18 protein-coding genes are annotated in these 23,306 nt (G+C 70.9%); 8 read left to right on the top strand and 10 right to left on the bottom strand.

Annotated features, from left to right (window positions below):
• Positions 1-4: 4 nt before the first annotated feature.
• Both ACFULQ_RS20205 and ACFULQ_RS20200 read right to left on the bottom strand, forming a co-directional pair.
• Positions 5-946 carry an SMP-30/gluconolactonase/LRE family protein gene (locus tag ACFULQ_RS20205; RefSeq protein WP_383545818.1) on the bottom strand — a complete coding sequence of 314 codons (942 nt, stop codon included), beginning with the start codon at positions 944-946 and terminating at the stop codon, positions 5-7.
• Positions 947-1,038: 92 nt separating this feature from the next.
• Positions 1,039-1,818: an MBL fold metallo-hydrolase gene (locus ACFULQ_RS20200; protein ID WP_383545815.1), complete on the bottom strand. Its 780-nt coding sequence runs from the start codon at positions 1,816-1,818 to the stop codon at positions 1,039-1,041.
• 135 nt (positions 1,819-1,953) lie between these two features.
• Here ACFULQ_RS20200 and ACFULQ_RS20195 point away from each other — a divergent pair, with 135 nt between their 5' ends.
• A complete protein-coding gene (locus ACFULQ_RS20195; protein ID WP_383545813.1) occupies positions 1,954-2,859 on the top strand; it encodes an AraC family transcriptional regulator in 906 nt (301 codons plus the stop codon).
• 40 nt (positions 2,860-2,899) lie between these two features.
• On the opposite strand, the gene ACFULQ_RS20190 is transcribed toward ACFULQ_RS20195, so the two are convergent.
• From ACFULQ_RS20190 to ACFULQ_RS20160, 7 genes are all read right to left on the bottom strand, one after another.
• Complete coding sequence (locus tag ACFULQ_RS20190) at positions 2,900-4,348, bottom strand: RICIN domain-containing protein (protein WP_383545810.1); 1,449 nt, start codon at positions 4,346-4,348, stop codon at positions 2,900-2,902.
• Complete coding sequence (locus ACFULQ_RS20185; RefSeq protein WP_383545807.1) at positions 4,248-5,687, bottom strand: glycoside hydrolase N-terminal domain-containing protein; 1,440 nt, start codon at positions 5,685-5,687, stop codon at positions 4,248-4,250. The genes ACFULQ_RS20190 and ACFULQ_RS20185 overlap by 101 nt, the downstream gene beginning before the upstream one ends.
• A gap of 116 nt (positions 5,688-5,803) precedes the next feature.
• Positions 5,804-6,844: an ABC transporter permease gene (locus ACFULQ_RS20180; RefSeq protein WP_383545805.1), complete on the bottom strand. Its 1,041-nt coding sequence runs from the start codon at positions 6,842-6,844 to the stop codon at positions 5,804-5,806.
• Entirely contained in the window at positions 6,837-8,345 is a 1,509-nt protein-coding gene (locus ACFULQ_RS20175; RefSeq protein WP_383545802.1) for a sugar ABC transporter ATP-binding protein, read from the bottom strand. The genes ACFULQ_RS20180 and ACFULQ_RS20175 overlap by 8 nt, the downstream gene beginning before the upstream one ends.
• Positions 8,346-8,365: 20 nt before the next feature.
• Positions 8,366-9,436: a sugar ABC transporter substrate-binding protein gene (locus ACFULQ_RS20170; RefSeq protein ID WP_383545799.1), complete on the bottom strand. Its 1,071-nt coding sequence runs from the start codon at positions 9,434-9,436 to the stop codon at positions 8,366-8,368.
• A gap of 89 nt (positions 9,437-9,525) precedes the next feature.
• Positions 9,526-10,284: an SDR family NAD(P)-dependent oxidoreductase gene (locus tag ACFULQ_RS20165; RefSeq protein ID WP_383545797.1), complete on the bottom strand. Its 759-nt coding sequence runs from the start codon at positions 10,282-10,284 to the stop codon at positions 9,526-9,528.
• Positions 10,281-11,588, bottom strand: coding sequence for an L-fuconate dehydratase (locus ACFULQ_RS20160; RefSeq protein WP_383545795.1), 1,308 nt, complete (start codon positions 11,586-11,588; stop codon positions 10,281-10,283). The genes ACFULQ_RS20165 and ACFULQ_RS20160 overlap by 4 nt, the downstream gene beginning before the upstream one ends.
• A gap of 307 nt (positions 11,589-11,895) precedes the next feature.
• On the opposite strand from ACFULQ_RS20160, the gene ACFULQ_RS20155 reads away from it, so the two are divergent.
• The 6 genes from ACFULQ_RS20155 (at position 11,896) to larE (ending at position 17,779) form a co-directional block, all read left to right on the top strand.
• A complete protein-coding gene (locus ACFULQ_RS20155; protein ID WP_383545793.1) occupies positions 11,896-12,621 on the top strand; it encodes a FadR/GntR family transcriptional regulator in 726 nt (241 codons plus the stop codon).
• A 246-nt stretch (positions 12,622-12,867) separates the two neighbouring features.
• Positions 12,868-13,719 (top strand): fumarylacetoacetate hydrolase family protein, encoded by an 852-nt coding sequence (locus ACFULQ_RS20150; RefSeq protein ID WP_383545791.1) that lies wholly within the window; start codon positions 12,868-12,870, stop codon positions 13,717-13,719.
• On the top strand, positions 13,719-14,999 hold the full coding sequence (gene larA / locus ACFULQ_RS20145; RefSeq protein ID WP_383545788.1) for a nickel-dependent lactate racemase: 1,281 nt from the start codon (positions 13,719-13,721) through the stop codon (positions 14,997-14,999). Before ACFULQ_RS20150 ends, larA begins: the two co-directional genes overlap by 1 nt.
• On the top strand, positions 14,996-15,769 hold the full coding sequence (gene larB / locus ACFULQ_RS20140) for a nickel pincer cofactor biosynthesis protein LarB (RefSeq protein ID WP_383545786.1): 774 nt from the start codon (positions 14,996-14,998) through the stop codon (positions 15,767-15,769). The genes larA and larB overlap by 4 nt, the downstream gene beginning before the upstream one ends.
• On the top strand, positions 15,766-16,950 hold the full coding sequence (gene larC / locus ACFULQ_RS20135; protein ID WP_383545784.1) for a nickel pincer cofactor biosynthesis protein LarC: 1,185 nt from the start codon (positions 15,766-15,768) through the stop codon (positions 16,948-16,950). The genes larB and larC overlap by 4 nt, the downstream gene beginning before the upstream one ends.
• A complete protein-coding gene (larE, locus tag ACFULQ_RS20130; protein WP_383545782.1) occupies positions 16,943-17,779 on the top strand; it encodes an ATP-dependent sacrificial sulfur transferase LarE in 837 nt (278 codons plus the stop codon). The genes larC and larE overlap by 8 nt, the downstream gene beginning before the upstream one ends.
• Positions 17,780-17,802: 23 nt before the next feature.
• On the opposite strand, the gene ACFULQ_RS20125 is transcribed toward larE, so the two are convergent.
• Positions 17,803-20,235 carry a SpoIIE family protein phosphatase gene (locus tag ACFULQ_RS20125; RefSeq protein ID WP_383545779.1) on the bottom strand — a complete coding sequence of 811 codons (2,433 nt, stop codon included), beginning with the start codon at positions 20,233-20,235 and terminating at the stop codon, positions 17,803-17,805.
• Positions 20,236-20,501: 266 nt separating this feature from the next.
• Between ACFULQ_RS20125 and ACFULQ_RS20120 the strand changes: the two genes are divergently transcribed.
• Complete coding sequence (locus tag ACFULQ_RS20120) at positions 20,502-23,195, top strand: RICIN domain-containing protein (RefSeq protein ID WP_383545777.1); 2,694 nt, start codon at positions 20,502-20,504, stop codon at positions 23,193-23,195.
• The last annotated feature ends 111 nt before the right edge of the window (positions 23,196-23,306 follow it).

The following is a 23,306-nucleotide window of genomic DNA, read 5'->3' as shown; positions in this document are numbered from 1 at the left end:
TGTGTCAGCGGGTGAGGTGGGCGACGAGCAGGTTGGGGTCCTGGTTCGTGAGGTACGCGGCGCTCGGGACGTACACCGTGCCGTCGTGGACCGCGACGGAGGTCGGGGTCTGGAGGCCGTCGGCCGCCGTGAGGGCCGCGGTGTGGGTGCCGTCGGGGCGGACGAGGTCGACCTGGTTGTCGTCGCGGGCGGCGAGGAGGGTGTCGCCGTGCCCGGTGAAGGCGAAGTCGTCGATGGACGGCATGCCGGTGGCGCGGACCTCGATCCGGCCTGCCGCGCCTCGCGCGGTGACCGGGATGCGCAGGACCGTGCCCTTGTCGAGGTTGGTGGCCCAGACCGCTCCGTCGTGCAGCTTCAGACCGTTGGCGCCGGCGAAGGTGCTGGGTTCGAGTGCCTCGCCGCGGGCCCAGACGGTCGCCTTGCCGCCGTGAGTGGGGAGGCGGTAGATGACGCCGTGGACGGAGTCGGTTACGTAGAGCCGGTGCGTGTGCTGGTCGAGGGCGAGGCCGTTGGGCAGCCCGTCGGCGGGCAGGGCGGCGATGCGGTGCGGGCGGCCACCGGGGCGCACGGCCCAGACTCCGGTGAGGTCGGCGGTGCCGGTGGCGTAGGTGACGTAGAGCGTGCCGTCGTCGGCGCGCGCGATGCCGCCGACGAACGCCTTGCCCAGGTTGGGGGTGCTCGCCTTCGCGGGCGCGGGCAGTGTGGCCAGCACGTGCGGGTGCCCGCCGGGGGCCACGCGGACGATCTGCCGGGCGAAGGAGAAGGTCAGGTACGCCGATCCGGCGCGGTCGACGGTGATGTTCTCGGGCTGCTGCTCGGCCGCCAGGCTGAAGTGGGCCGTGATGCGGGGATGGGAGAGCGGCTCGGTGGCGGCGGTGGCGGTCGCCGCGGAGGTCAGCAGGGCTGCGGCCGCTGCGAGTGTGGTCACGGTGGTGCGGGCGTGCATGGGGGTTCTCCTGGTGTGCGTCAGGGCCACTGCCGGCCCGTGGGGGAGAGGCGGGCCGGCAGTGGTGTCCGGGGAGGGATCCGGGCGAGGCGTCAGTCGGCGGCGGGGAACAGCGACCGGTTGGCGATGTCGATGATGAAAGGGCCCACGTGGGAGGGGTATCGGTCCACGATCGCCTTCTTGTACGCGTCGCCGTCCTCGCCCAGCAGCTCGCGGGCGTCGTCGAGGTAGCGGCGGACGTCCGCGTAGACCTCGGGACCGGTGGGGGCGCCATGGCCGGGGAGGATCGTGTCGTAGCCGGACTCGGAGGCCAGCGCCTCCACGAGCTGCTGCCAGCCGGTGATGTCGTTGTTGCCCAGGTAGAGGTGGACGTCGTGGTAGACGAGGTCCTGGGCGATCAGGAAGCCCTGCTCGGGCAGCTTGACCAGGAGTTCGTCAGCGGCCTCGCCGCCGGAGACGGCCTCGAAGACGAAGGGCACTCCGTCGACGACCTCGGTGCCCGGGACGAGGGTCACGTCCGGGGTGAACTCGGTGACGGGGATGACCTGTCCGCTCGGCAGCCGGCTGTCGCCGCGGGCGATGATCTGCTCGGTCACCTGGGCCAGCGCGTGGACGGGGGCGCCGAAGCGGGCGGCGCCGTTGTAGTGGTCCGGGTGGGCGTGGGTGACGATGAGCCGGTCGATCGGCTTGCCGAGGCCCTTGGCGTAGGCGACGGCCTCCTCGGCGTAGGCGGGGAGCAGTTGGGCGTCGATGGCGATGATCCGGGCCGGGGTCTCGATCAGCTGGGTGGTGGTGTGGAAGGTGTCGGCCGGCGACATGTAGCTGTGGATCCGGACCGAGCCCCTGTCGAGAACCGTGACCGTGCCGTGCATGGTGCTACTCCCTGCTCCTTGCGGTGAAGGCGGCCTCATGCCGTCTTGATGTCCTCCACTCTTGTCGCAACACCGCAGGCAGGCGAGATACGCTGAAGACGCGGCATGGTAAATCGAGGACATCTGGAGAGTTCGATGCGTGCGGCCGGTTCCGAGTTCGCCGACCCCTCACAGCGGGGTGCGATCCCGCGGCTCGACTTCAACCCGCCGCGGGAACGCGTACCGGGTCTGGAGATCATCGACCTCTCGACCCTGCACGAGCGGCGCCGGCGCCGGGGCAGCCGGCCCGACCAGGTGCACCGGGTCGACTTCCACACCCTCACGCTGATCACTGAGGGCAGCGCGGAGCACGCGGTCGACTTCGTGACCTACCCCTGTCGCCCCGGCACCCTGCTGTGGATCCGCCCCGGCCAGGTGCAGCGCTTCGTGCGCCCCGGCACGGCCAACGGCACCCATCTCCTGTTCACACCGGCCTTCCCGCCGCACACCAGCAGCGCCGACCGCCTGGTGAAGGAGTGGTACGGGACCGCCTGTTGGCAGTTGGGGGCACGTCCCGAGTACGCCGTGCTGTCGACCCTGCTCGGTCAGATGCGGGCCGAGTACGACCGGCAGGAGGAGAGCGTGTCGGCGGAGATCCTCCAACTCCTGCTGGCCACCGTCCTGTTGCAGATCGACCGGCTGCCGCACCCCGGCAGCGGGGGAGACCCGCACGCGGGCGGCGAGGTGTACGCCCGCTTCCGTGCCGAACTGGAGCGCTCGTACGCCACCACCCGCCGCGCCGCCGACTACGCCTCCCGGCTCGGGTACACCGTCAAGACCCTCACGCGTGCCTGCGTCGCCGCCACCGGGCAGCCCGTGAAGCACGTCATCGACGCCCGGGTGGCCCTGGAGGCGCAGCGGCTGCTCGCCCATACCGACGAGCCAGTGGCGACCATCGCCCGGCGTCTGGGATTCGTCGAACCCACGAACTTCGGCAAGTTCTTCAACCGCCACACCGAGATGACCCCGGGTACGTTCCGTCAGGCCCATCAGGGCGGCTAGTGGCCCGTTCGCGAGGAACCGGCGCGGAGGGCTCCGCTGATCAGACGCCGACGATCCGCCACTCCTGGTTCGTCCCGTCGGCGTCAACGCACCATGTGCCGTTGCGGACGTTGACGAGGCGGTGGAAGCCGCCGCCCGCGTCGACGAGCCGCCACCACTGGGTGTCGTTGCCGGCGTCCGGCCCCTGGATGAGCTGTTGGGCGCCGCTCCCGGGGCTGTCGAGTACCCGGTCGCTGTGCCGCGCCCGCAGGCGGAAGGAGCCGTCGGCGTTGGGCAGGAACTGCCACTGCTGCTCGGGGGCACCGGACGGCGTGGACTGGATGACCTTCGCGCCGTCGGCGGTGTCTCCGGCCGACGCGTCGAGGACCTTGCCGCTTCCCCGGTTGACCAGCTGGAACCAGCCGCTGAGCAGCGAGACGGTGATGTCCGTGCGCTGCCCCGCGACCAGGGACACCTCGCGGGCGTGGGTGCCGAGGGGCGAGGCGGCGACGGTGGCCGGGGTGGTCACCGAGGTCATGCCGCGGCGGCTGATGAGGGTGACGGTCTGGTCGACCGCCGAGGTCACGGAGAGGGTGGCGGTGCGGTCGGTCAGGTCCCAGGCGAAGGTGTGGATCCGGATCCGGCCCCGGGCGCGTACGCCGGTGATGGATCCCTTGGCGAGCTGGTCGGGCAGGGCCGGCAGGATCTCCAGCACCCCGGGACGGGAGTAGATCAGGGCCTCCGCGAGCACACCCGGCAGGGCGTGCGCGGCGTCGGCGTTGTAGATGTCGAGGTCGGGATTGTGGGAGGTCATCAGCGACCTGAAGACCATGTTGTTGCCGATGATCTTCTTCAGGTTGTCGTAGACCTTGGCCCCGTCCTTCAGGCGGGCACCGGCCAGCGCGCGGTGGAGGCTGCCGTGCGCCGAGATGTTCTGGTCGCCGCGCTTCTCCAGGGCCTTGAGCGCGGGGCGGACCAGTGCGGGCTTCTCCTCGGGGTTGATCTCGTGCAACGGCCAGGCGCCGTACAGGTGTTGGATGTGCCGGTGGTCGTACTGGTCGGTCAGGGTGGGCCAGGACCATTCGGCGAGCGCGTGGTCGCTGTTGACGCGGTAGTCGGGCAGTCTGGCGAGCAGTGCCGTCCAGCGGGCCACGCCCTGGCCGCTGCCCTGCTCGACGCCCAGGGCGTCGGCCGCGTCGACGGCGGCCTGGAGGGCGTGCCGGCCGGCCATGATGTCGCCGGTGGCGTTGACCGACAGGCACACGCCGGTGTTGCCGGGCGCGTTCTCCATGGAGAAGGACGGTACGAAGACGGCCTTGCCGTGCGCGTCGGTCCGGGTCAGGAAGTCCTCGTAGAACAGGGCCAGTTCCATCAGGGCCGGGGCCAGCTCGGTGCGGTGGAAGTCGCTGTCACCCGTGACCTCGTAGTACTCCAGCATCGGGTACAGCAGCCAGTCGGCGCCGCCGGTCCAGCAATGGCCCGGGAAGTCCTCGTCGTCGAAGTGGAGCATGTGGCCGTACTCGCCGTCGGTGCGGGAGGGGGCGAGGAAGCCGCGGGCGCCGTAGAGGTGGGTGGGTGGCGTTGGTGCGCCAGTCGGAGAGCTGCCCGAGGATCAGGTCGAAGTAGCCTTGCATCACCTCGGTGGTGTCGAGGATGTTGGCGCCCGCGACCTGGAGGTTGATGTTGGCGTCGGTGGTGAAGTCGTCGGCCCAGGCGCCGTTCCAGGAACCCGTCCAGATGCCGGTGAGCCGGGGCGGCAGGACTCCGCTGGAGCTGATGAAGAGGTAGCGGCCGGAGTCGTAGAGGCGCTCCAGGAGGGCGAGGTCGATGGTGTTTCGGTGCGCGTTCTGGCGGGCGATGAGCTCGCTGACGGAGAGCTTGCGGTCGGCGTCGGAGACGCGGAGGTCGAGGCGGGAGCGGTCGTACAACTCCGTGTGGATCGCGGTGTGCGCGGAGAGCAGGGTGGCGTAGTCCGTGCCGATCGTGGCCAGTTGGGCGTGCAGCGGCTCGGAGTTCCACGCCGTGGCCGACTCGTAGCGGTCCAGCCTGGTCAGCAGGATCACCCGGGTCGCCCCGGTCACGACGATCGTGGAGCCGCTGACGGCGACCGAGGAGTCCGGACCCGTCGCCACGACCCGGGTGACGCCCTCGTAGCCGAAGGCGCCCTGACCGGAGGGGTAGGTGGCGCGCAGGTTCAGATAGCCGTCGCCGTTGCCAAGGGTGGCGCGGGTGGTGAAGGCGACGTCGGCGGGCACCTCTTCGAGCGCGGTGTCGACGCTGAGCGTGATGTCGATCGTGCGGCCGGGTGCGGGGATGAGCTCGTGGACGATCACGTTGTCGGCGCGGGAGACGAACGCGCGGCGCCTCCAGGTGCCGTACTGGTCGGTCCAGCTGGAACCGACCTCGCCCGTGCGGAAGTCCGTGACCCGGCCGTAGTCGGTGACCGTGGTCAGGGCAGGGGAGCTGAGCCGCAGTTCGTACGCGGGGTGGTAGGTCTGCGTCCAGCGCAGTGACCATCCGGCGGCGAAGTCGCGGCTCGCGCCCGCGTAGTCCCCGGCGAGCGCCTTGTCGCGCACGGAGTCGAGGCGGCCGGAGAGCACGGGCGGCCGTACGGTGCGGGTGCCGTTCGGCAGGACCAGCCGGTGGTGGTTGAGGACCACCTTCTCCAGGGCCGGCGAGCCGTGCAGGACGGCGCCGTGCTCGCCGTTGCCGGTGAGGAAGCCGTCGGTCCAGGAGGCGGCGGGGGAGGTGTCGTGGATCCCGCGGTCGGGGAGCGTGACGTGCGGCGGTACGGCGGCCGCGGCCGTGCCCGCGACGGGGTGACTGCGGTCCAGGGGGAGGTCCGACACCTGAGTTCCTTCATGTGCTGTGGTTCGTGAGGGCGCCCGGTACGGCGGTACGCACCGGCGCGCGGCATGAGAAAGGTATGCGGAGGCGACCCAAGGGACCGGGTCGCCTCCGTCCGCTAATCCTGGACCTTGCCTCCCGTGACCCGTGACAGCGCCAGGGCGATCAGGATGATGGCGCCGTTGAGCGCGCCGATCCACTGCGCGGGGACGCCGCCCAGCGTGAGGACGTTCTGGATCAGGAAGAGCAGCAGGATGCCGGTGAAGGCGCCGAACATCGTGCCCTTGCCGCCGTTGAGGCTGATGCCGCCGATGACGGCCGCCGCGAACACCGTGAAGATGTAGCCGTTGCCCTGCGCGGAGGCCACCGAGGCCAGACGTCCCGAGAGCATCAGACCGCTGAGCGCCGCCAGCAGGCTCGCGGTGACGATGACGATCCACAGCACCCGGTCGGTGCGGATACCGGCCGCCTTCGCCGCGTCGACGTTGCCGCCGATGGCGTAGAGGGAGCGGCCGAAGCTGGTGAAGCCGAGTACCACGATCCCGACCGCGAACAGGAGGAGACAGACCCAGACCGAGGCGGGCATGCCCAGCCACTCCGCGGTGCCGAGGTACAGCATCGAGGACGGCAGCTGGAAGAAGGTCTGGCCGCCGGAGATGCCGGTGAGGATGCCGCGCAGCACGATCAGCATGCCGAGCGTCACGATGAAGCCGTTGAGGCCGAACCGGATGATGAACAGGGCGTTGACCGCGCCGATCAGCAGGCCGACGGCGAGCGTGACCGGTACCGACCACGCGCCCGGGAGCAGCCCGAGGCCGTGCGTGGCGCCCGCCGGGACGGTGAGCCAGGCGGCGACACCAGGGGCGAGGCCGACCGTGGACTCCAGGGAGAGGTCCATCTTCTTGACGATCAGCACCAGCGTCTGTGCCAGGACCAGGACCGCGATCTCGGACATGGTCTGGAGGACGTTGATGAGGTTGTCGGCCTGGAGGAAGACCGGGTTGACGATCTGGCCGACGATCGCGATGGCGATGATCGCGGGGATCAGTGCGAGGTCCCGCAGCCGGGCGAAGGCGATCCTGCGGCCGCCCGCCTTCCGGGCGGCCGGCTGTTCGTCCGGCGGGGTCTTCGCGGTGGTCGCGGCCGCTGTCTCAGACATCGAGGTCCACTCCTTCCATCGCGGCCACCAGCTCGTGGTCGTGCCAGCCGCTGAGCTTCTCGGCGACCACGCGGCCCTGGAACATCACCAGGACCCGGTCGCACATGCGCAGGTCGTCGAGTTCGTCGGAGGCGATGAGCACGCCCGTGCCGGACTCGGCGGTCTCCTCGACCTTGCCGAGGAGGAACTCCTTGGACCGCACGTCGACACCGGCGGTCGGGTTGATCAGCACCAGCACCTTGGGGTCGTTGGCCAGGGCGCGGGCCATGACGACCTTCTGCTGGTTGCCTCCGGAGAGCCCGGCGACCTCCAGCTCGGGGCCCGGCGTCTTGATCTCCAGGTTGTCGATCATGTCCCTGGCGAGATCGTCGCGTCGGCGTCGGTCGATGAACCCGGGCGGGCCGAGCCGTTCCGGGATGGTCAGGGTGCCGTTGTCCGCGATGGACATCCCGGGGACGTACCCCTGGTGATGACGGTCCTGCGGGACGAATCCGACACCGGCCCCGAGAGCCGCGGGGACGCTGCCCGGCCGGGGCCGGACTCCCGCGATCTCCACGGTGCCGGCATCCGCGGCGCGCAGGCCCACCACGGTCTCCGCGAGCTCGGTGCGGCCACTGCTCGCCGCGCCGGCCAGCCCGACGATCTCGCCGCCGCGGATCGCGAACGACACGTCGTCGTAGGCGCCGTCCAGCGAGGCCCCGACGACCGACAGGACCTCCGGGACCCCGGTGCCCACGGGGCCGCGGCGCCTGCCGACGCTCTCCGCCGCGGCGTCGCCCGTCATGGCGGCGACGAGCTCGGAGCGGGGCAGGTCCGTGACGGAGGCGGTCAGGATGTGCCGGGCGTCGCGGAACACCGTCACCGTGTCGCAGATCTCGTAGATCTCCTGGAGGTGATGGCTGATGAACAGGAAGGTGACACCCTGCTCCTGGAGGTCCTTGATCCGGCCGAACAGGCGGTTGATGGCCGCCGCGTCCAGCTGCGCGGTGGGCTCGTCCAGGACGATGAAGCGGGCCCCGAAGGAGAGCGCCCGGGCGATCTCCACGAACTGCCGCTGCTCGACGTCGAGTTCACCGGCCGCAGTGCGTACGTCCACGTCGACCGACCAGGTCCGCAGCAGGTCCTCGGCCTTGCGGCGGAGCGTGCGCCAGCTGATCAGGCCGCCCCGGCCGCGGTCGTGACGGTTCAGGAAGAGGTTCTCCGCCACCGTCAGTTCGGGGATGATCGTGGACTTCTGGTAGACGCAGGCCACCCGCCGCCGCCAGGCGTCCCGGTCGGCGAGCCGGGGCGCCGGCTCGCCACCGAAGGTCACCGTGCCCGTGTCGGGTGCCTGGAGGCCGGTGAGGACCGAGACCAGGGTCGACTTGCCCGCGCCGTTGCGTCCCACCAGCGCGTGCGTCTGCCCGGGTGCGATCGTGATCCGTGCGTCGCTGAGCGCGACGGTGGATCCGAACCGCTTCGTGATCCCCGCCGCCTCGGCGACGGGCGGAGCAGTAACCATGTCTGCGAATCGCCTTCCGGTCAGCCGAGGTTGTTGCCCCAGAGGGACTTGTCGTCGCTCTTGAGGCTGCTGACACCGCCGTAGGTGCCGCCGTCCGCGGTGACGAGCGGGGCCGAGAGCTGGTCCTCCAGGACTCCGTCGCGGACCTGGATGATGGTGCTGTCGTGGTCGGTCTTGCCGGGCTTGAACGTCTTGCCGTCGATGGCCGCCTTCAGGTAGTAGAGGGCGTACTTGGCGTAGAGGTCGGCCGGCTGGGAGACGGTGGCGTCGATCTGGCCGCCGCCGATGTCCTTGAGCTCCTCGGGGATGCCGTCGTTGGACACGATGAAGACGTGCTTCTTGTCCTTCGGACCGACCAGCAGGCCCTTCTGCTTGAGCACCTGGAGCGTCCCGGAGAGCGCGAAGCTGGACTGCATGTAGACGCCCTTGATGTCCGGGTGGGCGGTCAGGTCGGTCTGGAGCTTCTGGGCGGCCACAGCACCGTCCCAGTTGGTGGCCTCGCCGAAGACCTTGATGCCGGGGTAGTTCTTCTTCATGCAGTCGTTGAACGCCTCGGTGCGGTCACGGCCGTTGATTGAGGCGAGGTCGCCCTGGAGCATGACGACCTTGCCCTTGCCGCCGAGCTTGGTGCCGAGGAACTGGCACGCCTTCTCGCCGTACGCGCGGTTGTCGGCCCGCACCACCATGTAGACCTTGCCGGTGTCGGGACGGGTGTCCACGGTGACCACCGGGATCTTCTTCGCCTCCATCTGCGACAGGGTGGGCGCGATGGCCGCGGTGTCCTGCGGGGCCATCGCCACGCCCTTGACGCCCTGGCTGATGAACGTCTGGGCGTTCGCGGTCAGCTTGGCCACGTCGTTCTGCGAGTTGGTGGTCTTCAGGTCCAGGCCCAGTTCCTTGGCGTACTGAGGCGTGTACTTGATGTAGGAGTTCCAGAAGTCGGTGTCGGAGCGCGGGTAGTCGACGCCCACGACGGGCTTGCCGTCACTGGAGCCGGCCGAGGTGCTGGAGCTCTGGCAGGCGGTGAGGGCGGAGACCGTGAGGACGGCGAGCGCGCCGAAACAGGCGTACCGGGTGTGTCCGAGCGTCATTGCTCTTCTCCTTGGTGCGGGAAAGCCGGGAAAGCCGGGAATCGGTGGGAACGAGCCGAAGAGAACGGAGCTTGCGGGTACGGCCGCGGTCAGCCCCGCGGGCGGATCCGCAGTCCCTGCATCCCGCCGTCGACGGCGAGATCGGTACCGGTGGTGGAGGCGGCGAGCGGGCTTGCGAGATGGGCGACGGCCGCGGCGACTTCCTCGGCGGTGACCAGACGTCCCATCGGCTGGCGGGCGTTGAGGGCGGCGCGTTCGGCCTCCGGGTCGGCGGCGCGCTCCAGCAGCCTGCCGACCCACGGGGTGTCGACCGTGCCGGGGTTGACGCAGTTGACGCGGACGCGGTCGTGCACGAGGTCGGCGGCGCTCGCCCGGGTGAGGGCGAGGACGGCGCCCTTGGTCGCGGAGTACAGGGCCCGTTGGGGAAGACCCGCGGTCGCCGCGATCGAGCAGGTGTTGACCACGGCCGCGTGACCGGAGCGGCGCAGGTGGGGCAGCGCGGCCCGGGTCACCCGGACGATCCCGAGGACGTTGACGTCGAACACGCGGTGCCACTCGTCGTCGGTGTTGTCCTCGATGGTGCCCTGGGCGCCGATCCCGGCGTTGTTGACCAGGATGTCGATGCCGCCGAGCACGCGCGCGGCCTCCTCGACGGCCGAGCGCACCTCGTCGTCGTCGCTCACGTCGGCCCGGATGCCGGTGAGCGGCGCGGGCACGTCGTCGGGCTTGAGGTCGAGGCAGGCGACCCGGGCCCCCCGTTCGGCGAGCAGCCGGGCGGTGGCCAGGCCGATGCCGGAGGCACCGCCGGTGACGATCGCCTTCAGCCCGCTCAGTTCGGATCCGCTCACGGGGCGGTCGCCTCCTGCCAGACGGGGCCTTCCGGGTAGCGGTGGGCGGTGACCGAGTCGGCGTGGATCTCCGCGCTGATGCCGGGCGCGGTGGGGGCGAGGTAGCGGCCGTCCCGGATGCGGACCGGGTCGGTGAAGTGCTCGTGCAGATGGTCTACGTACTCGATGACGCGGTCCTCGGTGGTGCCGCTGACGGCCACGTAGTCGAACATCGCCAGGTGCTGCACCATCTCGCACAGGCCGACCCCGCCGGCGTGCGGGCAGACCGGGACGCCGAACTTGGCGGCCAGCAGCAGGATGGCCACGTTCTCGGTGACGCCGGCGGTGCGGCTGGCGTCCATCTGGAGGATGTCGAGCGCCTCGGCTTGAAGGAGCTGCTTGAACATCACCTGGTTGTGGGTGTGTTCACCGGTGGCGACCTTGATCGGTGCCAGCGCCCTGCGGACGGCGGCGTGGCCGAGGATGTCGTCGGGGGAGGTGGGTTCCTCGATCCAGTACGGGTCGTAGGGGGCGAGCGAGCGCATCCAGTCGATCGCCTCCTGGACGCCCCAGGCCTGGTTCGCGTCGACGGCGATCCGGATGTCCGGGCCGACCGCTTCCCGGGCCAGCCGCAGCCGGCGTACGTCGGCCTCGCGGTCGGCGCCGACCTTCAGCTTGATCTGGGAGAAGCCGTCGGCGACGGCCTCCTTGGACAGCCGCACCAGCTTCTCGTCGTCGTAGCCGAGCCAGCCGGGCGTGGTGGTGTAGGCGGGGTAGCCGGACGCCAGCAGGTGGGCGGTGCGTTCGGCGCGGCCCGGCTCGGCGCGGCGCAGGATCTCCAGCGCCTCCTCGCGGGTCAGCGCGTCCTCCAGGTAGCGGAAGTCGACCAGGTCGACCAGCTGTTCGGGGGACAGCTCGGACAGCAGACGCCAGACCGGCTTGCCGGTGCGGCGGCCGTACAGGTCCCACACGGCGTTGACGATCGCCGCGGCGGCCATGTGGATGGCGCCCTTCTCCGGTCCCAGCCAGCGCAGTTGACTGTCGCCGGTCAGCCGGCGGGAGAAGGCGCCGAGGTCGCCGATGACCTCTTCCACCGGCAGACCGACCACCAGCGGAGCCAGCGCGCGGACGGCGGCCACCTCCACGTCGTTGCCGCGGCCCACCGTGAAGGCGAGCCCGTGGCCCTCGTCGCCGCCGCTCGTACGGATCGTCACATAGGCGGCGGAGTAGTCGGGTTCGGGGTTCATGGCGTCGGAGCCGTCGAGGTGGACCGAGGTCGGGAACCTGACGTCCACCGCTTCGACGGAGCTGATCAGTTCAGTCATGGGGCCCGGCCGTCCCGTCCCGGGGGCCGCACTGTCCGTGAGAGGTCATGGCACACCACCTCTTGTCATGTGTCGTAGGTATGTCCCCTGTGGCGACAGGTCTCGGACATGGGATGGATGTAAGGGGGCGTTTGGTCGCGCTGTCTATACCTGCGTCCAAACAATTTGGGTTGTTGCGGATTCACCTGCGGAGATGTGTCCGGGCCTGAGATCTGGGAAAGGGTGTCGGTCATCCCATCTCTTCCGTATCCATGGGATGTATTGCTACGGTGCCGCTTGCGCACGCACTACGAGGGGACGGCGACCCATGTCACTCACCGACAAGGCCATCGACCGCATCCGGGAGCTCATCCAGTCCGGTGAGCTGGCTCCGGGAGCCAAGCTGTCGCCCGAGCCGCAGCTCGCCGCGGAGCTCGGGCTGTCCCGCAACCTGACCCGCGAGGCGGTCAAGGCCCTGGTCGTCTCCCGGGTGCTGGAGATCCGTCGCGGCGACGGCACCTATGTCACCAGCCTGGAACCGGAACTGCTGCTCAGCGGCGTCGGATCCGCCGTGGAGCTGCTGCACGGCGACACCCTGCTGGAGCTGACCGAGGTGCGGCGGCTGTTCGAGCCGGTCGCCACCGCGCTGGCCGCGACCCGGATCACGCCCGCCGCCCTCGGCGAGGTCGAGCGGCACCTGGACGCGATGCGCGCCGCCCGCGAGGACGTGGAGCGGCTCAACGAGCACGACGCGGCCTTCCACCGTACGGTGATCGCGGCCACCGGCAACGCCACGCTGTCCGCGCTGCTGGAGGGCATCTCCAGCCGTACCGTGCGCGCCCGGATCTGGCGCGGCCTGGTCGACGACAACGCCTCCGCGCGCACCGTCGCCGAGCACGAGGCCATCCACCAGGCCTTGGCGGACGGGGACGCGGCCCTCGCGCAGGCCGCGGCGCTGCTGCACGTCACCACGACGGAGCGGTGGCTGCGGGCGCACTGGGGCAACGAGGCCGGCGATGTCCCGCTCGACCTGGCCGCCGCCGCCGACGCCTGAGCCGGCGGTCGAACCCCGCGGCCGGGACTTCGCCCTGTCGTCGGCGTGCGCCTCCGGGACCGACGCAAGGCTGCGGCGTGCGCCTCCGGGACCGACGCAAGGCTGCGGCGTCAGCCTCCGGGACCGACGCATGACCTCGGCGCCCGCCTCCAGGACCCCGACGTACCGCCGTATGACGTCGCCCCGCCGACGCGTGAGATCTCCCCCTCCCTGAACCGACCCCTCATCCCCACCCAGGAGAACCCGATGAGATTGCTGCGTGTGGGCCCGCCCGGCCTGGAGCGCCCCGCCCTGCTGGACGCCGACGGCGGCGCCCACGACCTGACTCCGGTCACCGACGACATCGACGGCGCCTTCCTCGCGGGCGGTGGCATCGAACGCGCCCGGACCGCCCTCGCCGAAGGCCTTCTGGCCCCGATCGAGATCGCCGGGCAGCGGATCGGCGCACCTGTCGCCCGCCCCGGCAAGGTCGTGTGCGTCGGCCTCAACTACGTCGACCACGCCGCCGAGACCGACACCCCGCCGCCCGCGGAACCGGTGGTCTTCATGAAGGCCCCCGACACCGTCGTAGGCCCCGACGACACCGTGCTGATCCCCCGGACCAGCCTCAAGACGGACTACGAGATCGAACTCGCGATCGTCATCGGCCGCACCGCCCGCTACCTGGACTCCGAGCGCGACGCCGACGAGGTCATCGCCGGCTACGCCATCGCCGACGACGTCTCCGAGCGCGCCTTCCAGCACGAGCGGGGCGGGCAGTGGGACAAGGGCAAGTCCTGCGAGACGTTCAACCCGCTCGGCCCCTGGCTGGTCACCCCGGACGAGGTCGGCGACCCGCAGGGCCTGGCGATGCGGCTGTGGGTCAACGGGGAGCTCCGGCAGGACGGCCACACCAAGAACATGATCTTCGGGGTGCGGCACGTGGTGTGGTACCTGAGCCAGTTCATGGTGCTGGAGCCCGGTGACGTCATCAACACCGGGACCCCGGCCGGTGTCGCCTTCGGCGCGAACGACTTCCCCTATCTGCGGGAGGGAGACGTCGTCGAGGTGGAGATCGACCGGCTCGGGCGTCAGCGGCACGTCCTCGGACAGGCCTGATGAAAGTACGTCTGGCCTATGGGCAGTCGGGACTCGACATCGACGTCGACCCGAGCGCGGCGACCGTCGTCGAACCCGTCCACCACGAGGCCGCCGCGGACCAGTCGGCGGTGCTGCGCGCGGCCCTGCGCGACCCGGTCGCCGGACCGCCCCTGCGCGAGCGGGTCCGGCCTGGGCAGACCGTGGCGATCTCCGCCTGCGACGGCACCCGCCCCCAGCCGCGCCACCTGATGATCCCGGCCGTCCTCGACGAACTCGACGGCGTGGTGCGCCTGGAGGACGTCGTCATCCTCGTCGCCACCGGCACCCACCGCGGCAACAGCGAGGCCGAGCTGCGCGCGATGTTCGGCGACGAGGTCATGGACACCGTACGGATCGTCAACCACGACGCCCGGGACGCCGGGCAGCTGACCTGGATGGGCAGGTACGGCAAGGACGTGCCGGTGTGGCTGAACCGCGAGTGGGCCGAGGCGGACGTCCGGATCACCACCGGCTTCGTCGAGCCGCACTTCTTCGCCGGGTTCTCGGGCGGGCCCAAACTGGTCGCCCCCGGGCTCGCCGCCCTGGAGACCGTCCTGGTCCTGCACGACGCGGCCCGGATCGGCGACCCGCGCGCCACCTGGGGCGTCATCCACGGCAACCCGGTCCACGACGACGTACGCGCCATCGCCGAGGCGACCGGCGTGACCTTCGCGCTGGACGTGGTGCTCAACCGGGACAAGGACATCGTGGCCGCGTTCGGCGGTGATCTGCTGCCGATGCACGCGGCCGCCACCGCGGCGGCCAAGCGCATGGCGATGCGCCCGGTTCCGGCGCCGTTCGACGTCGTCGTCACCACCAACTCCGGCTTCCCGCTGGACCAGAACCTCTATCAGGCCGTCAAGGGCATGTCCGCCGCCTACCAGGTGGTCCGCCCCGGCGGGACGATCGTCTGCGCCGCCGAGTGCCGCGACGGCTTCCCCGACCACGGCTCCTACCGCGAGGTCCTCGCCTCCGCCGCCTCGCCGCGCGCCCTGTTCGACGACATCAGCGCCCGCACCGAGACCGTGCCCGACCAGTGGCAGGTGCAGATCCAGGCCCGCATCCAGTCCGGCAGCCGGGTCGTTGTGCACACCGGTTTCCTCAGCGACGCCGACCTGGCCACCGCCCATCTGGAGCAGACACGGGACATCTCGGCCACCGTCGCCGAGGCCCTGGCCGCCGCGGGGCCCGGCGCCCGGGTGTGCGTCCTGCCCGAAGGGCCGCAGACCATCCCGTACATCGACGAGGCCCGGTCATGAGCGAGGTGCTGAACCTGGGATTCGCCCGCGTCGACCTCGACCGCGAGGCCCGCCAAGGGCTGCCCGAGGTCGTCTACGGCCCTGGCAAGACCCCGCAGCAGATCATCGGGATCGTCACCGGGCTGCTGGCCCACAACACCGGTCCGGTGCTCGTCACCCGCGTCGGGCCGGACATCGCCGAGGCCGTCCTGGCGTCCGTGGAGGGCGGCTCGTACGACGCGGAGGCCCGCCTGCTGCGGTGGCGCCCCGCGGCCACGGGGGAGTTCTCCGTCCTTGTCGCCGCCGCAGGCACCTCCGACCGGCCGGTCGCCGCCGAGGCCGTGGCCGTGGCCACCGCGGTCGGCCTCGACACCAGCGCCGTCCACGACGTCGGTGTGGCCGGACTCGACCGCATCCTCCAGGTCCGGGACCAGCTCCGCGCCGCGGACGCGGTGATCGTCGTGGCCGGCATGGAAGGCGCGCTGGCCAGCGTGGTCGGCGGCCTCGTCCGCGCACCGGTCGTCGCGGTACCCGTCTCCACGGGCTACGGCGCCTCGCTGGAGGGCGTCACCGCACTGCTCGCGATGCACGCCTCCTGCGCCGCCGGGGTGACCGTGGTCAACATCGACTCGGGCTTCTCGGCGGCGATGGCGGTGCACCGGATCGCCCAGTCGCGCAACGCCGAGTCGCGCAACGCCCAGTCGCGCCGCGGCACCGTCGACGGCGGCGGCGAGGGCCGCAGCAGCACCGACGACCGCCGCGGCACCGACGACCGCGGAGGCCCCCCGTGATCTGCTGGATCAACCCCTTCACCGGCCTGGCCGGCGACATGCTGCTGGCCGCACTCATCGACGCCGGGGCACCCCTGGACCGTATCCGGGCCGCGATCGCCGCCACCGGGCTGACCGGTTGGGAGCTCACCGCCGAACGCGTCACCGACCACGGCCTGTCCGCCACCCGCGTCCACGTGCACGTCACGGACCCCCACACGGAGCGCCACGCCGCCGAGGTCATCGACCTCGCCTCCCGGGCCGCCCCCGAGCCCGTCGCGGCCCTCGCGGTCGCCGCCGTGACCGCGGTCGCCGAGGTGGAGGGCCGCCTGCACGACGCCGACCCCGCCACCGTCCACCTGCACGAACTGGGCGGCCACGACACCCTCGTCGACATCGTCGGCACCGCCGCGGCCCTGCACGCCCTCGGCGTCACCGAGGTCGTCAGCTCGCCGCTGCCCCTCGGCCGGGGGCGTATCGACGCGGCCCACGGCGTCCTGCCCTGTCCGGCCCCGGCGACCCTGGCGCTGCTCGCCGGAGCCGCGGTCACCGGCACCGACCTGCCGGGGGAGACGGTGACCCCGACCGGCGCCGCACTGCTCCGCGCCGCCGGGGCCCGGTACGGCCCACCGCCCCCCATGACCCTCGGGCCGACCGGCTACGGCGCGGGCACCCGACGCCTGCCCGACCGGGCCAACGTCGTCGCCGTCACCCTCGGGGAACCGGCCCGCACCGGTCAGGAGGACGTCGTCGTCCTGGAGACCAACCTTGACGACGTCACCGGCGAGATCCTCGGCCACACCATCGCCCGGGCCCTGGAGTCGGGGGCGCTCGACGCCTGGGCCACCCCCGCCGTGATGAAGAAGGGCCGCCCCGCCCAGGTCCTGCACGTGCTCACCACCCCGCAGCACGAGGGGGCGCTGCGGGACCTGGTCCTGGCCGAGACCGGCAGCCTCGGTATCCGCCGCCTCACCGCGACCCGCACCACACTGCCCCGCCGCTTCGAGACCGTGGAGGTCGACGGACACCCCGTGCGGATCAAACACGGCCCTCACCGGTCCAAGCCCGAGCATGACGACCTGGTGGCAGCGGCTGCCCAACTGGCCCTGCCCCTGCGCGAGGTGGCCGCCCGCGCGCTGCGCGGGCGACCGAGCGGGGAGTCCCAGGACCACCCGCCGAAGGAGAGGGGAACCCATGGCTGACGACACAGACGACACAGACGACACAGCGGAACGGCGCCTGCTGGACCGTATGCGAGCCATCGGACCGCTCGCCGTGGCCTACTCCGGCGGCGCGGACTCCGCCCTCGTCCTCGCCGCCGCCATACGCGCACTCGGCCCGCAGCGGGTCCTGGCGGTCACCGCCGTCTCCGAAAGCCTGGCCGCCGAGGAACTCCCCCGGGCGCAAAGGCTCGCCGAGAGCCTGGGAGTGGTCCACCTGACCCCGCGCACCGAGGAACTCGCCCGCCCCGGCTACCGGGCCAACGGCCGCGACCGCTGCTACTTCTGCAAGTCGGAGGTCCTGGACACCATCACCGCCCTCGCCCGTGAGCGCGGCCACGACCAGGTGGCCACCGGGACCAACGCCGATGACGCCCGCGACCCGCACCGCCCAGGCATCCGGGCCGGCCGGGAACGCGGCATCCACACCCCACTTCTCGACACCGGCCTGGACAAGGCGGCCGTACGGCGGCTCAGCAGGGCCTGGGAACTGCCCACTTGGGACAAGCCCGCGACCCCCTGCCTGGCCAGCCGCATCCGCTACGGCATCGAGGTCACCCCGCACCGCCTCGCCCGCGTCGACCGCGCGGAGACCGCCGTACGCGCCCTGCTCGCCGACGCCGGACTGACGGTGACGGATCTGCGGGTCCGTGACCTCGGGGACACCGTCCGCCTGGAGATCGACCCCCGGCTCGTGGACCGTGTCGCGGCACACCCCGAGATCCCCGTGGCCCTGGCGGCCGCGGGATACGGCGACCTGCCCCACCACATCGAGCCCTTCCGGTCGGGACGGCTCAACGTGGAGCCCTGAGGGAGCCCTGAGGGCGGGGGTGCTCAGGTCGGCAGCGGCAGCTCCGCCCAGATCGTCTTCCCGGTGGCGGTCTGGCGGCTGCCCCAGCGCTCCGCGAGCTGGGCGACGAGCAGCAGTCCGCGTCCTCCTTCGTCGAAGGTGCGGGCCCGCCGCAGGTGTGGGGCGGTGCTGCTGCCGTCGGAGACCTCGCAGATGAGGGTGTCGCCGCGCAGGAGGCGCAGTTCGATGGGCGCGCTGCCGTAGCGGATGGCGTTGGTGACCAGTTCGCTGACGATCAGTTCGGTGGCGAAGGCCAGCTCGTCCAGTCCCCACACGGTCAGCTGCTCGCCGGCCTCGCGGCGGGCCCCGGCGACGAGTGCGGGGTCCGTGGGCAGCCGCCATGTGTGCACCCGGTCGGCGTCGAGCGCGGACGTGCGGGCCAGGAGCAGCACGATGTCGTCGGCGGGGGCGACGGGTATCACCTTGCGGACCACCTGGTCGCAGATGTCCTCCAGGCGCGAGGGCGGGTGGGCCAGAGCGTCCCGCAGCAGGTCGAGCCCCCGGTCGATGTCATGGTCGGCGGCCTCGATCAGCCCGTCCGTGTAGAGGGCGAGCACGCTGCCCTCGTCCAGTTCGACCTCTACGGCCTCGAACGGCAGGCCTCCGACCCCCAGAGGCGGGCCGGCGGGCAGGTCGAGGTACCGCACGGTTCCGTCCGGGGCCACCAGGGCCGGCGGCGGATGTCCCGCGCGGGCCATGCGGCAGGTGCAGGAGACCGGGTCGTAGACGGCGTAGAGGCAGGTGGCGCCCACCTCTCCCGAAGCCCCGCTCGGTAGTCCCCGTGCCTCGGGGCCCTCCTGCCGGTCGAGTCTGACGACGAGGTCGTCGAGCTGGGTGAGCAGTTCGTCCGGGGCGAGGTCGACGTCGGCGAGGGTGCGTACGGCCGTGCGCAGCCGGCCCATCGTGGCCGAGGCGTGGATGCCGTGGCCCACCACGTCACCCACCACGAGGGCGACCCGTCCCCCGGACAGGGGGATGACGTCGAACCAGTCGCCGCCGACCCCGCTCGCGGAACCGGCCGGCAGGTACCGGTAGGCGAGGTCGACCGCCGCCGGTGCGGGCAGCCGCTCGGGCAGCAGACTGCGCTGGAGGGCGAGGGCGGTCCGGCGTTCCTGGGTGTAGCGGCGGGCGTTGTCGATGCTCACCGCCGCCCGCGCGGCCATCTCCTCGGCCAGCAGCAGGTCGTCGTCGGTGAAGGCCTCCGGCGTGCGGTGGCGGACCAGGTACACCAGGCCCAGGGTGATGCCACGGGCGCGCAATGGCACCAGCAGCACCGAGTGCATCCCGAACTGCCGAACCGCCTCGCCGCGCGGCGGGGACTCGGCCAGCCACTCGCGCAGCACCGGGTCGCCCATGCGCAGCCGGGTGCCCCGGCCGGTGCGCAGTGTCCTGGCCGCGGGCGAGTGCGCGGGCCGGGTGGCCGTCTCACCCACCGGTACCGCGGCCTCGGGACATCCCGGAAGGACCGAGGCGTAGGCGGAGCGGGACAGCACGACCGGTCCCGTGGGCGGGACCGGTTCCGGTTCCTCTCCGCGGGCGACGGACTCCAACAGGTCGACGACGACGTAGTCGGCGAATCCCGAGACGGCGACCTCGGCGAGCTCTTCCGCGGTCCGCGTGACGTCGAGGGTGCTGCCGATGCGCGTACTGGCCTCGTTGAGCACCTCCAGGCGGCGCCGGGCCCAGTACTGCTCGGTGGTGTCGATCACCAGCGCCGACAGGCCCTGCACAGAGCCGCCAGGATCCTTGAGCGGGGTGAGATAGACCGACCAGGCATGGTCCGCGAGCTCGCCCGGGGCCCGGCCCGGCTCCTGCTCGCTGTGGAGCGCGTCCCCGGTGCGCATGACCTCCCGCTGGAGAAGGTCCATCTGCTCGTGACTCGCCTGGATCTCGGTGAGGGTCAGGCCCTTCATCTCGTCGCTGGTCATGCCCATGGCCCGGCTCATCACCTGGTTGCAGGCCACGAAGCGGGCCCCGCGGTCGTAGACGGCCACGGACAGCGGGAGCTGCGCGAGCGCCCGGTCCCACAGCTGAGCGGCGTCCGCCTCACTCGGACCGGAGGCGTACGTCGCCGCGGCGCCCGTGACGAGCCAGAGCGAGCCCGCCTCCCCGGCCGGCAGCGGGGTGCCGCACAGCTGCACGAGGACGCGGTCGCCGTCGCGGTGGCGCAGTGCCACGTCGCTCGTCCACGGCTCTCCGGCGGACAGGTGCCGGCGGGCGGAGTGGGGCAGGTCCGCGGCGAGCAGCTCGGCGGCCGGCAGGCCCACGACGTCGTCGGACGCATGTCCGAGCAGCGCCCGTGCGCCTGCGCTCCACGCCATGATTCTCAGCCCGGCATCGATCACGACGGCGAAGTCCTCGGGTACTGCGCTGCCCGCGTCCGCTGCCGCACCGGAGACGTCGGACTGGTTGCCCATGCCTACAGAATCCCGCCCCGACGCGTCTCGCTCAACCGATACGATCGCTCGAAAAAATAAGTACGACTCATCTGTGCTCGCTCGTCATGGTCAATTCTGGCTGATTCCGGTGAGTTGATCTGTCTCTTCAGGTCATCTACCTGCTCTGTTGCAGGTGTTGGTGAACGGGCTCCAGAAAATGTGCCCGTCACATCTCTTGACTCGTGTCCGACATACCCACGATAAATGCAACTCATGAGCAACGTGGCTCAGAGAGGACACCGCACATGAGACCCCTGCACATAGGCGCCGGACTGGCCAAGGCACTCGCGGCCGGAGTCGTCGTCTTCGCGACCCTGGTGCCGGCCCAGACGGCACAAGCGGCCACGACGAACTTCTACGTCGATCCCACCGGCGGCAACGACAGCAACTCCGGCACCAGCACCTCCGCCGCCTTCAAGACCATCCAGGCGGCCCAGGCCGCCGTCCGCGCCTCGAACACCAACATGTCCGACGACATCGTCGTGAACCTGCGCGGCGGCACCTACAACCTCACCAGCCCGATCACGCTCGGCACGAGCGACTCCGGCACGAACGGCCACACGGTCGTCTACCAGGCCTACAACGGCGAGACCCCCGTGATCAGCAGCGGCAGGACGATCACCGGCTGGACCGCCGTCGGCAACGGCGAGTACAAGGCGTCGGTGGGCAGCCTCAACTTCCGCCAGCTGTACGTCAACGGAGTGCGCGCCACCCGCGCCCGGTACCCCGACCTGGGCTCGGACTTCCAGCTCCAGGGCAGCGACAAGACCAACAAGCTGCTCCAGGTGCTCAGTTCGCAGATCTCCAACTGGAGCAACCTCAGCCAGGTCGAGATGAACCTGGAACTCCAGTGGGCGGAGAACTACCTGCGGCTGAAGTCGTTCACCACCGCGGGCGGCATCGCCAACGTGTCGATCCAGGACCACGAGGCCGGCATCCTCTTCCAGCGGCCCTTCCCGATCCTGTCCGCAGGCTCCCCGCTGCACTTCGAGAACGCCCACGAGTTCCTCAACGAGCCGGGCGAGTTCTACGTCGACACGGCCGCGCAGACGGTCTACTACAAGCCGCGCTCCGGCGAGGACATGTCCACCGCCACCGTGCAGGCACCCACCCTGCCCACGCTCGTGGAGGTCAAGGGCACCAGCCTCGACGCCCCGGTCCACGACCTGCGCTTCTCCGGCATCACCTTCACCCGGACCACCTGGATGGAAGCGACCGACAACGGTCTGCTCAACGGCCAGGGCGGCCTCTACAACCTCTCCGCCGACCCCTCGAACCACCAGTACGTCGACCGCCCGCCGGCCGGGGTCCACGTCGCGGACGCCGACCGCGTCTCCTTCACCGGGAACACCTTCACGCAGATGGGCTCCACCGCCCTCGACCTGCACCACGGCGTCCACGACAGCAGCGTGACCGGCAACGTCGTGTACGACATCGCGGGCAACGGGATCATGGTCGGCAAGTTCTCCGACCCCACGGTGGAGTACCACACCGTCTACAACCCGCCCACGTCACCGGCCGGTGAGGACGTCCGCGAGGTCGTCAAGAACGTCACCGTCAACGACAACCTGATCACCCGGATCGGCGAGGACTACCTGGGCACCGCCGGCATCAACGCGGGGTTCGTCAACAGCACCACCATCAACCACAACGACATCTCCGACACCCCGTGGGCCGCCATCTCGCTGGGCTGGGGATGGCAGTCCGCGGCGAACGCCGAGGGCAACAACAGCATCAGCTACAACCGGATCGGCAACGTGGTGAACCGGCTGTGCGACACCGCCGGCATCTACCACCTCTCCAACGACCCGGGAACCGTCATGAACGGCAACTACGTGCACGACGTGGTCCGGGGGCCGGCCGCCTGCGGTTCCGCGGTGGCGGGCCTCTACCTGGACGAGGGCTCCAACAACATGACCCTGTCCAACAACGTGCTGTCGCACACCGACGGTTTCATCAACCAGAACGCCAACGGCGGCAATGTGACGCTGTCCGGCAACGCGACCTTGGGCACCTCGGTGATTCAGGCCTCCGGGCTGGAGCCCGCGTACCAGTCCCTGACGGCGAGGCTCAACCTCGCCTACAACAAGCCGGCATCCGCGTCGTCGGTCTACGGTTCCTGGACGCCGGCCGCGAACGCCGTCGACAACGACAGCTCCACCGGGTGGTCGGCGACCGGCAGTGACACCTCGGCCTGGTGGCAGGTCGACCTCGGACAGGCCTACCAGCTCGGCCAGTACTCCCTGACGACGCGCCAGGACCTCGACCAGCCGGAGACCCGCAGCAACTTCGAGATCCGCGCCTCGAACGACCCGTCGTTCGCCACCTACACCGTGCTGGGACGCCAGGGCGCCACGACGCTGCCGATGGCCTCCACGCTCACGGGGAACATCGACGTCCGCCAGAAGTTCCGCTACGTGCGGGTCGCCAAGACCGACGGCGCCTACTTCTTCTTCTCCGACTTCAGCGTGCAGCAGGCCGGCGGGGCGCTGGAGGACGCCACCGGCACGCCGAACGTCAACCCGTCGACGTACTACACCATCAAGAACGTCAACAGCGGCCAGCTGGCGGACGTCTACGGGGCCTCCACCGCCGACGGCGCGAGCGTCGTCCAGTGGCCGGCCAACAGCGGAACCAACCAGCAGTGGAACATCGTCCAGGTCAGCGGTCAGCTCTACAAGATCGTCAGCAGGAGCAGCGGCAAGGTCCTCGACATCAACGGCGCGACTCACTACAGAGGGACCGATCTGCAGCAGTACACCTACAACGGCGGCAACAACCAGCTCTGGTACTTCGAGCCGACCAGCGGCGGATACGTCATCCGCAACTTCGAGACCAAGCAGGTCCTGGAGGTCGGCGCCGGCTCGACGGCCAACGGTGCCGCCATCGACCAGTGGATGTCCCTGAACCAGTCGAACCAGGCGTGGACCATCCAGTGACCGAGTGAGCCGAAGGACACCGAACGCCCGGCGGCCGCCCCCGTGACCGGGCGGCCGCCGGGTGGGTGGTGCGGGGTGTCAGTCCCCCGTAACCCACATACACCACTGGCG

This window comes from Streptomyces sp. NPDC057253, assembly GCF_042669125.1.
Taxonomy (GTDB): Bacteria; Actinomycetota; Actinomycetes; order Streptomycetales; family Streptomycetaceae; genus Streptomyces.
The sequence above is the reverse complement of the archived record's forward strand: the minus strand, read 5'-3'. Positions and strand labels throughout refer to the sequence as shown.